Annotated in this window: 11 protein-coding genes and 1 pseudogene; 6 read left to right on the forward strand and 6 right to left on the reverse strand. The window is 42.8% G+C overall.

Annotation, left to right across the window (positions count from 1 at the left end; all coding sequences use genetic code 11):
* Window positions 1–6: 6 nt before the first annotated feature.
* The 6 genes and pseudogenes from ACU696_RS03290 (at window position 7) to ACU696_RS03315 (ending at window position 7,196) form a co-directional block, all read left to right on the forward strand.
* On the forward strand, window positions 7–2,073 hold the full coding sequence (locus ACU696_RS03290) for an EscV/YscV/HrcV family type III secretion system export apparatus protein (protein WP_004266189.1): 2,067 nt from the start codon (window positions 7–9) through the stop codon (window positions 2,071–2,073).
* A gap of 95 nt (window positions 2,074–2,168) precedes the next feature.
* Window positions 2,169–2,573 (forward strand): InvB/SpaK family type III secretion system chaperone, encoded by a 405-nt coding sequence (locus ACU696_RS03295; protein ID WP_004266188.1) that lies wholly within the window; start codon window positions 2,169–2,171, stop codon window positions 2,571–2,573.
* 6 nt (window positions 2,574–2,579) lie between these two features.
* Window positions 2,580–3,632, forward strand: a pseudogene (locus ACU696_RS03300) (EscN/YscN/HrcN family type III secretion system ATPase); the annotation flags it as partial.
* Window positions 3,633–3,733: 101 nt separating this feature from the next.
* Window positions 3,734–5,119: an MFS transporter gene (locus tag ACU696_RS03305; protein ID WP_117162915.1), complete on the forward strand. Its 1,386-nt coding sequence runs from the start codon at window positions 3,734–3,736 to the stop codon at window positions 5,117–5,119.
* Window positions 5,120–5,195: 76 nt separating this feature from the next.
* On the forward strand, window positions 5,196–6,197 hold the full coding sequence (locus ACU696_RS03310) for a LacI family DNA-binding transcriptional regulator (protein ID WP_109912339.1): 1,002 nt from the start codon (window positions 5,196–5,198) through the stop codon (window positions 6,195–6,197).
* 24 nt (window positions 6,198–6,221) lie between these two features.
* Window positions 6,222–7,196, forward strand: coding sequence for a nucleoside hydrolase (locus ACU696_RS03315; protein WP_110731487.1), 975 nt, complete (start codon window positions 6,222–6,224; stop codon window positions 7,194–7,196).
* Between the two features lie 40 nt (window positions 7,197–7,236).
* Here ACU696_RS03315 and ACU696_RS03320 read toward each other — a convergent pair whose 3' ends face one another.
* The 6 genes from ACU696_RS03320 to ACU696_RS03345 all read right to left on the reverse strand — a co-directional run bounded on the left by ACU696_RS03320 (window position 7,237) and on the right by ACU696_RS03345 (window position 15,486).
* Complete coding sequence (locus ACU696_RS03320) at window positions 7,237–8,625, reverse strand: amidohydrolase family protein (protein ID WP_164528258.1); 1,389 nt, start codon at window positions 8,623–8,625, stop codon at window positions 7,237–7,239.
* 141 nt (window positions 8,626–8,766) lie between these two features.
* Window positions 8,767–9,717, reverse strand: a complete 951-nt coding sequence (locus ACU696_RS03325; RefSeq protein WP_109912344.1) for a carbamate kinase family protein — start codon at window positions 9,715–9,717, stop codon at window positions 8,767–8,769.
* Between the two features lie 76 nt (window positions 9,718–9,793).
* Window positions 9,794–11,356 (reverse strand): hypothetical protein, encoded by a 1,563-nt coding sequence (locus ACU696_RS03330; protein WP_004266166.1) that lies wholly within the window; start codon window positions 11,354–11,356, stop codon window positions 9,794–9,796.
* 251 nt (window positions 11,357–11,607) lie between these two features.
* Window positions 11,608–13,023, reverse strand: coding sequence for a YlbE family protein (locus ACU696_RS03335; RefSeq protein WP_109912345.1), 1,416 nt, complete (start codon window positions 13,021–13,023; stop codon window positions 11,608–11,610).
* On the reverse strand, window positions 13,023–14,573 hold the full coding sequence (gene fdrA, locus ACU696_RS03340) for an acyl-CoA synthetase FdrA (protein WP_109912346.1): 1,551 nt from the start codon (window positions 14,571–14,573) through the stop codon (window positions 13,023–13,025). The genes ACU696_RS03335 and fdrA overlap by 1 nt, the downstream gene beginning before the upstream one ends.
* Window positions 14,563–15,486 carry a DUF2877 domain-containing protein gene (locus ACU696_RS03345; protein WP_109912349.1) on the reverse strand — a complete coding sequence of 308 codons (924 nt, stop codon included), beginning with the start codon at window positions 15,484–15,486 and terminating at the stop codon, window positions 14,563–14,565. The genes fdrA and ACU696_RS03345 overlap by 11 nt, the downstream gene beginning before the upstream one ends.
* Between the last annotated feature and the right edge of the window lie 25 nt (window positions 15,487–15,511).

Consider the following 15,511-nt stretch of genomic DNA (forward strand, 5'->3'; position numbering starts at 1 on the left):
TATCCCATGAAAAGTATCACCGGATTTTTATTACAAATCCGTAATCGTCCAGAATTGATGGTATTAGTTATCATGGTAATGGTTATTGCGATGTTGATCATTCCATTGCCAACTATATTAGTCGATTTATTAATTGGCTTAAACATTATGATATCTGTACTCATTTTTATGAGCTCTTTTTATATAACTCGGGTATTAAACTTTCAATCATTTCCTTCTATTTTATTAATAAGTACATTATTTCGATTAGCTTTATCAATTAGTACCAGCCGCTTAATTTTACTAGAAGCAGATGCTGGGGATATTATTGCTACTTTTGGTGAATTTGTTATTCAAGACAATTTAGTGGTTGGAATGGTGGTATTTGCCATTGTCACCATTGTACAGTTCATTGTTATTACGAAAGGTTCTGAACGTATTGCTGAAGTGGCAGCCCGTTTCTCTCTCGATGCAATGCCAGGTAAACAAATGAGTATTGATGCGGATTTACGGGCTGGTGTGATTGATGAGGCGACAGTTAAAGAGAAGCGTGGCGACCTTGAAAAAGAGAGCCAATTGTTTGGTTCTTTCGATGGTGCGATGAAATTCATTAAAGGGGATGCGATCGCGGGCATTATCATCATTTTTGTTAACTTAATTGGAGGGATATCTGTTGGTACAGCTCAGCAGGGCATGGATGTTTCAACTGCACTAAATACTTTTTCCTTATTAACTATCGGTGATGGTTTAGTCGCTCAAATCCCTGCACTACTCATTTCTATCAGTGCTGGTTTTATTGTGACTCGAGTAGGTGGTAATGATAAGAACTTAGGTGAAAATATTGTTTCAGAGTTATTTGCAAATGACTTTACGATATTAATTACGGCATTTATTGTACTCTCTATGGGTTTTTTGCCTGGTTTTCCAACTATGATATTTTTACTATTATCCGGGGTTCTTATTGGGTTATTTACTTTCAGGTATTTAAAAAAACAAAAAAATAAGCAAAAAACAGCGAATAGTGAAGCTGAAATTATTAATTCAGATGTGACGGAAGGTGAAACTCAAAGAGAAAATAGTGATGTTGAAGATGAATATATCCCGGAAACATTACCGATTATCATTTCTGTTAATCAAAAATATAAAAAACATTTAGAAGATAATAAATTTTTATCCAGAATGAAAAAGGATATTTTTATTCGTTATGGGTATAGGATTCCTGATATTGCCGTTAACTATTCACCTATTCTACCTGAAAATAAAATGGTGATACTCATTAATGAAATTAAAGCAGGAGAATATGATATCTATTTCCATGGGTATCGTTTACTGACTATCAATGACGAACCTGAATACCTTGGTATGTCATTGACTAAGTTTACGGATGAATATGGTTCGGTGAGTACTTGGTTTGAACAAAAAGACCTACCCAACATTGAGCAGCTGGGTCTAATGGCTCGAGACGATGTGACAGAAGCCATTGATTGTGTAAGTAGTTTGTTGTTGAGATTTATTAATGAATTTTTCGGTATTCAAGAAACGAAAAACTTACTTGATGATCTTGAAAGAAAATACCCAGAATTACTGAAAGAGTGCTATCGCCATGCCACAGTACAAAAAGTAACCGAAGTTTTTCAACGCTTATTAATGGAAAAAATATCAGTTCGTAATATGAAATTGATTATAGAAACCTTAGTGCAGTGGGTGCCAAAAGAAAAAGATAGCTTAATGTTAGTCGAGCACGTAAGAAGTGCAATGGCACGCTACATTTCATCTCGTTTTTCTGTAGATGGGCGTTTGAATGTTCTCATGATTAACTCAGAGCTAGAAGACACTATACGTCAAGGGATTAGGCAGGCTTCCGGTGGAGTATACTTACATCTTGAGCCAGAAAAAACTAATGAGTTGATACAGGCAGCAGAGTTTGCTTTAGAAAATAGTTATTTATCAGTTAGGGATGTGAACATTTTAGTGCCTGTTGATATTCGTCGTTTTGTCAAAAAAATCTTAGAAGGCCGTTTTCCTGAGTTAGAAGTACTTTCTTTTAATGAAGTTTCTGAAATGGTCAAAGTCAATGTGGTCAAAACCATATAATCAAAAAATCGGCTTTATTAACAAATAAAGCAACCGAATTCAATATAACTATCAGTATTGAATAATTAAAATATCCTAAAATATAAGGAATACCAATGAAATATAGATTTATAGAAATGCTAAATGAATATTTAAATTCTATGGGACGTAGTGATCTAGTTAACTCTCAATTAGATTGTCATTCTAATATTCAGTTTGAAATGCATGGTTTTGCTGAAATTAATATTGACCTATCTACAGACGATATTATCATTTGGTGTAGTTTAGATAATTGTAACTATAGCCATTTAGATGCGGTTAGTGCTTCCTTATTAAAATCATTATTAGAATACCCGCCAAATAATTTTTATCCAGGCCAACCGGCATTGAATATTGTGGATGATGCTTATGTCCTTTCTGCCGTTTTAAAAGAATCAGCTTTAAATAATATTCAATTATTTGCAGATAGTTTTGAAGAATTCTTTGAGCGTGCAAATGAACTTAACAGCCTAATTTCTTAATCTATTATGAAGTTATTTGATCTCTGCGCGCATCCTGCGCGCATTCATGGGTGCCTAATTGAAGCCCCACTACAAGGCGTATTTATTGGTGAGATTTGTTTTATTGAGCATTCTCTTGCGCAGCCAAATGTTATTGCCAAAGCACAGGTTGTTGGTTTTAAAGAAGGGCTCACGGTACTGAGTCTAATCGGTCGTGCTCAAGGTTTAACACGAGAAGTGGTTATTCGCCCGAGCGGTTATCCGTTTGTATTTGAAGTGGGTGAACATTTAGCAGGTAAAATTTTTAATGCGGCAGGTGAACAAGTTGGTACGTTGAGTGAAAACCTTTCTGAGCCAATGTTACTCAATACGAAATTACTGCGCATTGATAGCCCTCCAGTGAGTGTTACACAAAGGCGGCCTGTTGCTGAACCGATGGTAACAGGGGTGCGTGCCATCGATAGCTTACTGACATGTGGCTTAGGTCAGCGAATTGGTATTTTCGCCGCTGCAGGTAGCGGTAAAACCTCATTAATGAACATGATCATCAACCATGCTCATGCGGATATTCATGTCGTTGCTTTAATTGGTGAGCGAGGTCGAGAGGTTATTGAATTTATTGAAGAATTAAAAGAGTCACCTCATGCAGCACAGACCATTTTAATTTATGCGACTTCAGATAGCCCACCAATTGAGCGATGTAATGCCGCGTTACTTGCGACTACGATTGCTGAATATTTTCGTGACTGTGGTCATAATGTATTGCTGTACGTTGATTCCATGACTCGATATGCGCGTGCGTTGCGAGACGTGGCTTTGGCTACCGGAGAACTACCTGCTAGGCGTGGTTATCCTGCTTCTGTTTTTGAACAGCTTCCTATGTTGTTGGAACGCCCAGGGCAACTAAAACATGGCTCGATTACCGCTTTTTATACGGTGTTATTAGAAAGTGAAGAAGAAGCTGACCCGATTGGTGATGAAATTCGCTCAATTCTGGACGGCCATATTTACTTGAGTCACAAATTAGCCGGACGTGGACATTATCCAGCGATTGATATCTTACACAGTATTACCCTCGTTTGCTTAATTCTACGCGCGTAGACTATCCTTTAAGTAAATAAAAAACGCCAGTTAGATTTTTTGATTAATAGGCTTTGCGCCAACACCAAGGGTTTATAACTATGGCTACACAATTAAATATCGAGGCGAATCAACAAGCCGCGCAAGAGCGGTTAAGTACGCCGGAAGGAAAAAAAGATTTCCGGCGGGCGATTTTCTCTTGTTGGTTAGGTACAACCATGGAATATGCGGATTTTGCTCTCTATGGTTTAGCGGCAGGTATTATTTTCGGTGATGTTTTCTTCCCTGATGCAACGCCTATTATGGCGCTGTTATCCAGTTTTGCCGCCTATTCCGTTGGGTTTATCGCCCGTCCAATTGGTGCATTATTTTTTGGTTGGTTAGGTGATAAACATGGCCGAAAAATGGTCATGGTGATCACGATTGCATTGATGGGGTTATCGACCACCCTTATTGGTGCGATACCCAGCCACGCACAGATTGGTGTTTGGGCGCCCGTTTGTTTGGTGATCCTACGGTTTGCCCAAGGCTTAGGTGCGGGAGCTGAGCTATCCGGTGGAACTGTGATGCTAGGCGAATACGCCCCCGTAAAACGTCGCGGTTTAGTTTCATCAATCATTGCATTAGGCTCCAACAGTGGAACATTACTGGCCTCAATGATTTGGCTGATAGTGTTACAAATGGACAAAGAAAGCCTGATGTCGTGGGGATGGCGTATTCCCTTCCTTGGCAGTATTTTAATTGCTTTAGCCGCGTTATTTATTCGTCAGCATATGCGAGAAACACCTGTTTTTGAAAGGCAAAAAGAGCAGCTTGCTGAAGAACGTCGCCTTGCATTGGAATCTGATACCGTGGCTCATCCTGTTGATAACCGTTCATTTTGGCAAAAAACGCGTGCGTTTTGGACCATGGTCGGGTTACGTATCGGCGAAAACGGCCCATCTTATCTCGCCCAAGGCTTTATCATCGGTTATGTCACCAAAATATTGTTGGTGGATAAATCTGTGCCAACAACGGCGGTTTTAATTGCTTCAATCCTTGGTTTTGCCATCATTCCATTTGCAGGGTGGTTATCAGATAAATTTGGGCGCCGTATTGTTTATCGTTGGTTCTGTTTCCTATTGATGCTGTATGCCGTACCCGCGTTTATGTTATTAGACTCTCGCGAACCGATGATCGTTATCCCGACGATAGTGGTTGGAATGGGGTTAGCATCACTGGGCATTTTCGGGGTACAAGCGGCTTGGGGCGTAGAATTATTTGGCGTGCGTAATCGCTATACTAAAATGGCCTTTGCTAAAGAACTCGGATCTATTTTATCCGGAGGTACAGCTCCATTAGTGGCATCTGCACTGTTGTCTTGGACAGGTCAGTGGTGGCCAATTGCCGTCTATTTTATTGGAATGGCTGGCATTGGTTTGGTGACCACATTCTTTGCACCAGAAACCCGAGGTCGTGACTTAAACCTGCCTGAAGATGCGATATAAGTGAGCATGGTTGTATATAAAAATCAGAGTGGCTGCTATTCTTTGGCAACGTCATGTTGGAAAAAGGAACTGCTGAGTGTCTGATACGAATGACCGTAAAGTGACGCGGGTAGATGTTGCCCGCGAAGCCGGAACCTCGGTTGCGGTAGTCAGTTATGTAATTAACAATGGCCCTCGTCCTGTTGCAGAGGCAACACGGCAAAAGGTGTTAGCAGCAATCAAAAAAACGGGGTATCGGCCAAATGGTATTGCAAAAGCGCTAGCATCGGGTAGCACTCAAACCTATGGGCTAGTGATCCCCGATATCTCTAACCCGTTTTTAGCCTCTATTGCGCATGCCTTGCAGCGAGAAGCGTTTAAATATGGGCATGTTTTGTTGCTGGGTGATGCGGGAGATTCACGAGTTCGTGAAAAAGAGCTGATTAATAACCTGTTGTTAAGGCAAGTTGAAGGCCTCATTTATACCAGTGTTGACCGGCATCCCTATGTTGATTTAATTCAGTCATCAGGCACGCCTTGTGTGATGCTTGATAGGATTGAAGCCACAGAAGGGATCAGTACCATTCAAGTGAATGAGAAGCTCGCAGCCTATAAAATTACTCGTCATCTCATTAAGCATGGCTATCAAAATATTGGCATTATTTGCGGCCCAAATGAGATGCTCAATACCCAAGACCGCTTAAATGGTTGGAAAGCTGCACTCACAGAAGCTGACTTAACGATACAACAAAAATGGATTTTATCAGGGGAATATACCCGCGTTTGGGGCTACCAGGCTATCTATCAGATGCGGGAAGAGGGGTTCCCTGAAGCTATTTTTGCCACGAATGAATTGCAAGCTTTTGGCTGTTTAAAAGCCTTAGCAGAATTAAAATTACGCGTACCGGAAGACATTGCACTGGTGTGTTTTAACGGTACAGTGCAATCAGAATATACCGTTCCAACTCTCACAACTGTTCGCCAGCCTGTTGATAAAATAGCGCAAAGAGCGATACAAATTTTACAAAATTGGCCATCTAAAGAAGCCATCTGTGAAGTGGAATTTGAATTACAAATCGGGCACTCATGCGGGTGCTGATTATTTATTGTTTCAGGGAAATTTATGCGAGTGATTATAGATTGCGACCCCGGTAATGGGGTCGTTGGTGCGAATGTTGATGATGGTCTGGCACTTGCGCTGGCTATCGCTGCACCTGAAATCAAATTGGAAATGATCACCACTGTTTCGGGTAATACACCTAGCGAAATTGGCTTTGACGTTGCCAGCCATTTAGTTCATTCACTGGGTGAAAATATTCCTGTTTATCGTGGTGCATCGTCAGCCTTGGTTGAAACTAGCGCGCCATGGCGTGAACTACTCGATAACGGCGCTGAACGAGCGCAACTTACGCACCTATGGGACGGTCTTCCACCCATACCCAGTTTACCGAAGTCTATCCCAGAAGCCGCGTTACGTATTGGTGAATTAGTTTGCCAAAACCCGAAACAAATCACGATTATTGCCATTGGCCCATTAACTAATATCGCAATAGCAATTCAGCTGTTTCCTGACATGGCTCAAAACGTGGCGGAGATAGTGGTTATGGGGGCGGTTTTTAACGTACCGGGGTATTTGAAAGACACTAATTTTGGTGTCGACCCTGAAGCAGCCTATGCGGTGCTTAATAGTGGGGCAAACCTGACTTTAGTACCTATGGATGTTACGGTACAAACGCAAATGGTGCATGAGGATCTCGATAAGCTTGCACAAATTGATACGCCACTGAGCCATTTTCTTGTGGCAACAATGCGACCGTGGATGGACTATTCACGTGCGACACGTCATTTAGCAGGGTGTTGGATACATGATGTGTTAACCGTTGCATGGCTATTGGATAAGAGTTTGGTGACTTATGATAAAAAGCATGTAGGTATTGAGCTACAGGGAGCGCTGCGTGGCAAAAGCTTCTGCTATGACGCACTGCGCCTACGGGTCGGAGTTCCTGAACCAAAAACAAAGCCAATCACTGTGCTGCAATCCGTAGATAACTCAGGTTTATTAGATTTAATCTTTAATACGCTCAAACTGAAAAAATAACGTGGCAAGAATAGCGCCTATAGGCGCTATTCTTTTATCACTATGAAGCAGACTTCGGCATCATTCCGTGGGCTAAATGGCCTTTATGAAAAGTCGCGAACCTTGGGGAAATCCGTGCGACTGCCTCAGCAGAACAAGATGCATCAAGTAGCACAAAGCTGGCATCATCCCCTTTAGCTGGCCACACTTGTTGGCCTTTTTCATCTAGTGGCAAAATATTGCCTGTTGCGATGGCCAGTGAGCGAGACAGCGATAACTCATCAGGGCGAGTGTAGAGCTGCGCGTACAAATTGGCTTTTTCTAGCATGTCACCTAGGCCAAAGGGCGACCAATGGTCAATCACGCTATCCGTTCCGGTCATCACAAATACCCCATTTTTATTTAGGGTTTTCAGTGGCATATGCAGTGTGCCAATTGGAACAGTTGAAGCAATGGTGATTTGCTGCTCTGCCAATTGTCTCGCCGTTTTCTCTGCTTGTTCAGGGTTTAATGTTGCCAATGCAAAGGCGTGGCTGATGGTCACTTTACCGCGCAAACTGCGGTTTTCATCTACCGTTTTAATCATATAATCGATAGCGGCAACGCCTGCGGGACTTGTTTCATGTAGATGAATATCCACGCCTTTGTTGTAGTCCAACGCAATTTGGAACATCGAATCGAGAGACTTTTCCATCGCGCTATCCACATTGGTTGGGTCTAAACCACCAACGTAATGAGCGCCTGCTTGCATGGCTTCACGCATTAAACCTTCTGACTTGGAATGTAGTAAACCATGTTGTGGAAAGGCGACGATTTCGCAAGTTAGGTCTTGTTGGTGTTCTCCAAGCACTTTTTGTAAGGCTTCTAAATTTTTCAAACCGGAAACGGGTTCGATATTACAATGGCTACGAGCAATCGTTGATCCTTGGGATTGGATCAGCGCGATCAATGCATTTGCTCTTTCTTCCGTGAAAGGCTGTAATTCAGGTAGCAATTTTTGCTCTAACGCGATCATATCCATAATCGTTTTACCTTCACGTGACTGTGGCGCCTGCCATGGCCCACCATAGAAGGTTTTATCGAGGTGGATATGCATGTCGCGAAAGGCCGGTAGCATGAGTTTGCCTTGCGCACTATAGGCATTCAATGTGCCATCTGCATGTTGTTTATTGGGTAAAACGGCTGCAATTATACCGTCACGGATTTCTACGGTATGTAAGGCGGTTTGGGTGCCGACGACCGTCGAATCATGGTAATTAAAACCCGTTTCGAGTAACACGTCATCAAGGTAATAATGTTTATCAGTGATACTGGATTGGCCTGCTGTTTGGCTAGCTTGGCTCTGGGCGGAGGCAAAGCCCGATACCGCACCAAATAAAGTGCAAGCGGCAGCCACTTTAGCACTGGTGGAAAGGAACTCTCTTCTGCCGGATGATTTTTCTGCTTTCATAGAAACTCCTAGTGATATCCATTTACTGCCGAATTTCCTGTTTTTAAGCGATACTTATCCACCCAGATCGTCATCAAACGATCTGAGGGATACTGCAGTTTGCGACGAACAAAAAATTCGCATGATCCAGATTATAGAAACTTACCCTTGAACAATATGGGTTCCGGTTTCACCGCGTAAAGCTTCTGGTAGTTTTTCAGGGGTGGTGATGATCACTCGTTTACCACCGTTGGCAATAAACGATAGGCTGGCTTCAATCTTCGGTAACATGCTACCTGCTGGGAAATGGCCTTCTTCCATGTAGCGTTGCATGTCGCTGGTGGTGGTTTCGCCAAGTGCTTTTTGTTCAGGTTTGCCGAAGTGAATGCATACTTTTTCGACACCTGTGGTGATAATTAAAATATCGGCATTGAGCTCTTTCGCCAACAAGGTTGTTGATAGGTCTTTATCAATCACCGCATCAACACTTTTGTAGCCACCATTGCCGTTATCAATGACTGGAATACCGCCGCCACCTGCGGCAACCACCACATAATTGTGTTCTGTTAAGGTGCGGATCGCTTGTGATTCAACAACACGTTTTGGTTCGGGGGAAGCCACCACACGGCGATAGCCACGGCCTGAGTCTTCAACAAAATGCCAGTTTGGGTTTTCTTGCTGTAATTGCTGAGCCTGTTGCCCAGTAAAAAATGCCCCAATCGGCTTGGTTGGCGCGCTAAAGTTTGGGTCATTTTTATCCACTTCAACTTGCGTCACTACCGTAATCGCTTGGCGGTTATGGCGTTTTGCTAGGACGTTAGTCAAAGCTTGTTGAACTAAATAGCCAATTCCACCTTGAGTATCTGCCACACAGTTAGCCAGAGGGGTCAGTGGTAGGCCTTCAGTTTCGTGTGCAATCTCTGAGCGGCGCAAATCTAATCCAACTTGAGGTCCATTTCCATGAGTCAAAACAATGTTGTAATTGCCTTCAAGCATGTCACTAATATGCAGCGCCACTTCTTGAACCGCTTTTTCTTGAGCTTCGATAGACTGGCTGTTGTTATCTTTGATAATACTGTTGCCCCCGATGGCAACAACCACGAGTTCTTTCATTGTTAATGTTTCCTGAGACAGAGATTTAGCTGATAGTAGGTGTACAGCGCACACCTACTATAAAAGGTTGGCTTGGTTACACTGACTTACTGAGTTTCTCAGATTTTTCAGCTTGTTGTTCTTCCACCGATTTCCGGCTGTCTAAAAAGTGTTTGAGTACAAATAAAGCTGCCATCATGAGGTATGCGTAAACAAACATCAAGGTTGAACCAGTAGCAATTCCGACCGCTGGGGAGTGAATAATTCCGAAGAATACTAATATTGCTCCCGCGGCAGCAGCAATGGCTCCACGCAGTGGTTGATTGAGGATAGCAAAGATAGCAATACAGCCCCACAGCATACTGGCTAAAGGTGCTCCGTTACCTAAATGAACCAGACCTTGGTAATAAACCCCTTTGTGTAGCAAGGTTTCAACCCCAATCGCACTCGCAGAGGTGCCTGCTGCGCCCATAACACTATTAACCATCGTCAATGCCCAGTTAGCAATCCATGGGAATAGACAGATAAAGATAACGGGAACTTCAATTTTTGGTGTTTCTCGCACAACTTGGTTGGCGGTGACGACCCCGATGAATACCAATATCGGTACGATAGCGGTCATTGGAATGATAGCTAACATGAAGGCACCGATACCGAATAGTGGTACGATAAACATGGTGATACCGGATGCTAATGTATAACCCACGCTTGCTCCCATGGCTTTCCAACCTGCGTGACCTACGTAAACAGTGACAGGGAATGGGTTACCCATAAAACAGCCAACTGTCGATGATAAACCGTTAGCTAACATAACTTTACGCGTATTGTATTCATCACCTGCAGCATGCGCACTTTCGATATTTTCCAGGTCGAAGATATAGTTTGCTAAACCAAGTGGTACCGCTGATGCTAAGTAAGGCAGAGCGTGTGGCAGGCCTTGGAAGAAACTATCAATATGAATACCCGGTGGGTTGAAACCAAATGATGCCATTGAGTCTTTGATTGCTTCCGCACTTTGCAAGCCAGAAACCCATGCCAATACTGTACCGGCAATTAGCAGCAATAAGCCAGTTGGGATGCGAGCAAAAATCGGTTTTTTACCAAACCAGTTAATGAAAATTAATAACAGCACAATGAATGAAACCGTTGGGGCTTCAAACGCTTGCAGCATTGGGTTCATCGCCAGTAACAGTAACCCTAAACCGGACAAACAGGATAACAGTACGGTGCGTGGGATCATCTTACGGATGGTTTCACCTAAGAAAGAACCACCCACGAGGATCATCGACTCAACAAAACACCAAACCAGCGCGATTTGGATCGCAAATTCCGCATTCTGTGTGGTTTGGTAGACCGGCATGATAACTAAGAACGTCACTGTAAAGATAGAAGGCGCACTCGGCCCTGATGGTAAAGCGGTGACGTCATTGCGCCCGGTTTGCTTGATCATTTGCTGACCAAAGTAAGCATAGCTCACACTGGCAAGTAAAACAGCGAAACCAAAGGCGGGAGCGATACGACCGTAAACAATTTCAGATGGGATGCCGACAACGAAAATTAACAGGCCCATCATGGTGAGTAGGTTGGTTAGGTTGTTGGTCATTAAGCCGAAGTAGGCGGCCAAATCCCCACGTTTCCACTTGATTTTGAATATACTCATTTTAAGTATTCCCCTGTATACCCGTCATACTTTGAACCGCAGCGTTGTTGGCTGCATTCACTCGCCCTAGTCACATACTTATGTATGCTCCTAGGGTCTCGTTTACTTGCCGCCTAGCTGCAATTCAAATTATTTAGGGTATGTTCCTATATTTTGAGTTACAGCACTGTTTTTCAAATAAAATCAATCAGGGTATTCGTTTTATTTTTATTGCCCAACCGGAGTTGGGCGTCTTTTTTTATGGCTGAAAACTAAGCATATTTCTGTGCGTAAGACAGCATGGCCTTTTCAAAGCAATCAAACGGCGGGTGAACAATACCTGCGCCAATCATACCGATTCCCGCATCTTTATGGGCAATCGCGGTGTTGATAACCGGTAGAATGCCGCTGGCAGAAACTTTAGTAATATCAATGGCGGTAGGGATACCCATAAAGCCCAATAATGGAATAGTGACATTCGGGTTTTCACCTAAGGTGATTTCACGCATTTGGCGAGAGAAATCGACCGCTTCTTCAACTGTACCGCCAACCAGCGCTACGATAGCCGGTGCGGTTGCCATCGCAAATCCGCCAATACCGTAGGTTTCTGTGATAGCGGAGTCACCGATATCTAAACCAGAGTCTTCTGGTTTGTAGCCCGCAAACATTGGGCCAATAACTTGCTGAGAAGGACCTGTGAACCATTGACCTGGTAACCCACTGATGCGTAAACCAAATTCATAGCCATTACGCGCCATGGTCGTAACAACGGTGCTGTATTCGATGCCGTGAGCCGCATCCATTGAGGCTTTACACATCGCCATCCACGTTGGGCCGGAGAAGTAATCGCTGCTTGCAACAAAATCAAACACTTCCTTTTGTTGTGCAACAGAGAAATCAGTTTGAATGATCCCTGTTGTAAGCGCTTGGATAAGTAAGGTTGTTCCTGCATTGTTACGGTTATGACACTCATCGCCCATATGCAGTGCTTGCGCAAGCATCAAACGTAGGTCGATTTCACCAACGATTTTCATTGCGTCGCGTAGCATTGGGCCTAAAACATCACGCATCCAATTTAAACGGTCGATGACGCTTTGGTCATTGGCACCCATGCGTAAGATTTTCGCCATTTGTTCGCTGAGGTTAGTGAACGCACGGTTACCATAGGTTTTGTTCTCAACAATGTGCATAAACATTGAAGCTGAAGTCACACCTGCCATCGAACCGACGCAATCATGTTCATGGCAAGGTGAGAAGATGATTTCACCGGAGGCCGCAACACGTTCGGCATCCGCTAAATCTTTTGCTAAACCTTCAAAAACCAGCGCACCGGTGACCGCACCTTTCATGGCACCACACATGTCTTTCCATGCTACAGGTGGGCCCGCATGTAAGATGGTGTTTTTGGTCATACCTGGAACCACATTAATCGCTTGGTCGTAACCGATTAACACAGGTTGAGATTGAATAATACGCTCAAGGGCTTGGGCGTTAGCCGCCGCAATTTTTTCTTGTAATGCGGCATTACCTTCAATTTGGTCAAGGGCGCGAATAACCGCAACGTTGCCTTGTCCTGGAGGTGTCCAGTTTAAATGCGTGACCGGAACATGTTGTTTTTTCAGGTCATCACTGAACATTTCGATGCCAACGTTGATGACATTTAATGGCTGCTTAAATAATGAAGTCATTATGCTTTCTCCCCTTTCCATACAAACTCACGCCCTAATAAACCGGTATTGGTGCTGCTACTTGCCCAGATGACTCCGGCATCTGTTAGCATTTTGACTTGCGCATCCATCGATGGGGTGTCTTGGTCAGTGCCCAGCACATAGCCTAAAATTTCTAATTCACGACCATCTTGTTTGGCGATGTTCTTCGCTTCTTTAATCGCGTCAATCATCACGCCCACAGGGTCTTCATGAGAACCAAAGCCTAAAACGAAGTCCATCATAATGACGCCCACTTCAGGGTCACGAGCTTCTTGCAGTAAACGTTCAATACGGTTAGTTGGGTCGATCATTGGGTGTGGTTTACCGTTGGTAAAGTCGTCATCACCAAAATCGAGGAAGGTGTGTGCAATACTTTTATTGAGGTCTTTTAAGCGATAGTCAGAGTTTGGCTGAATATTGCTGTAAACATCATCGTATTTTTCCAGCGCGGCAAACATGGCTTCGTCACATAGCGTTCCGCCGCAGAATAAGCCACGAATGTATTTCTGCTCAGGCTTCAATTTTGCTCTGACTTCATCAATTAGCGGTAAATTGAGCGGGTGTAAATCTAAATCTTCTTTGCGAATACCGGTTAATAGAACAGCTTTCAGTGCTGCTTCTTTGGTGCTTTGGGCGAAGGTTAAACCCGGTTTGTCTTCTGGTAGTGGTTGGCTACCTAAGAAACACACAACAACAGGTTTATGGCATTTTTCTGCTTGTTCTAGCACCTTTTTGGCTACGCTAGGGGCTGGTGGCTTAGAAATCAGTGCGATAACTTGGGTTTCATCATCGGCATCGAGCATTTTTAGGGCATCAATCATCATGATACCGCCAATTTTTTCGCTTAAATCGCGACCACCAGTACCAATTAATTGAGAAACGCCTGCGCCAAATTCGTGAATACGGACGCTGAGCTCTTGGCTACCCGTACCGGATGCACCGATGATACCAATGCTGCCACGGCGTACATCGTTACCAAAGCACAGCGCAGTTCCGTTGATAATGGCAGTTCCGCAGTCTGGGCCCATCATCAGCAAGCCTTTCTTGCTAGCCAGCTGTTTGAGCGCGAGTTCATCTTCAATGGAGACGTTATCGGAAAACAACATAACGTTGAGGTCATTTTCTAAGGCAATGCGCGCTTCACGGGCAGCAAATTGACCGTTTACTGAAATGACGGCAAGGTTGGCATCTGGGATATGTGTTTTCGCTGAATTAATAGTGGCGTATTTAGCTTCATGCTGCCCGCCACCTTGGTTTTTCTTATTAAATAACTCTTCGATAGCAATTAATGTGGCTTCGTTGGCATCATCGCTTGGGCCTTTAATGACAATCATTAAATCGCCATTTTTGGCTTCTTCTAATTCAGGTGTTAGTAACCCTAAATTACGTAAAACGCCTTTGTTCATCTCTGTTGCCATCGCGACAAACGCTTGTTCGACATTGTCGAGTTGATTGGCTTTTGTCGAAATAGACATCAGTGATACGGAATCAAAATAGGTATTCTTTTTTATGACAACTTTAGTCGACATAGTTTTCTCCGAAATAATGGGTGATATACAGGGCATCTCGCAAGCCAAATAGCATGTCGCTGCCAGAACTCGACCCGATATTTAAAATCTCTAAAAATTGTGGATAAATATTGGTTTCTTTCGCATCAACTAATGATTGAATTAATTGCTGCATATTTTCGCGATATTCTCGGTTTAACGCTTTTTCTAATGTGATGGCACTGATTGGTGTCGTCTGGCCTAAGCTTTGGGTTATTCCCTTAAAAAATTCAGGGTAAAAAGTGGCAACCGGATGACCGATTAATAATAAAAATGCCATTAACCCAACTAAGTAATCATCTCCTGAAGGAGTTAGCCCGATACCCAATCCAACAAACTGGCGGATCACATAAACAATATTTTCTTTATTTTTCTTAATTATTGATTCAATCAATTCAGAGCGTAATTGAACCAATTGCTTCATCATAGAGAGATAAAAAAAGTTATCCCCCTGATATTTAAATAGAGAGCTTTTATTTTCAGTTAAGATTAAATCCAAACGATTTATTTGCTTTTCGATATATAATAAATAATTTGAATTTTTCAGTTTGTTATCGCTAAAGTTGATAACAGGTTGCCGCCATTCTTTACATAAAGAAAATGATAATAAATAATTATCACCAATCAATATTTCTTTATTTAATAAATTAATGGACTCTCCTTTTTTAATATTGAAAAGAGAAAAATTTTTATTTATTAATCGGCAACTATTTGGAGCATTATCTAATTGAGAACAAAGCAATGTATAAAGTGCATTATCAATAGAAAAGTTAATGGCTTTATTAAATACTTGTTCTATCGTTCCTTGGGGTGAGGGCTGATGCAACAGATTGAGAAATTGTGTATCAGCCGTTAGCCCGTATAACCTTTGCCGATGAGATATGGATGCGTTCACATGCCTCCTTATCTTATTTAGAGTC

The sequence above is a fragment of the Providencia sp. PROV_01 genome (genome assembly GCF_053098325.1).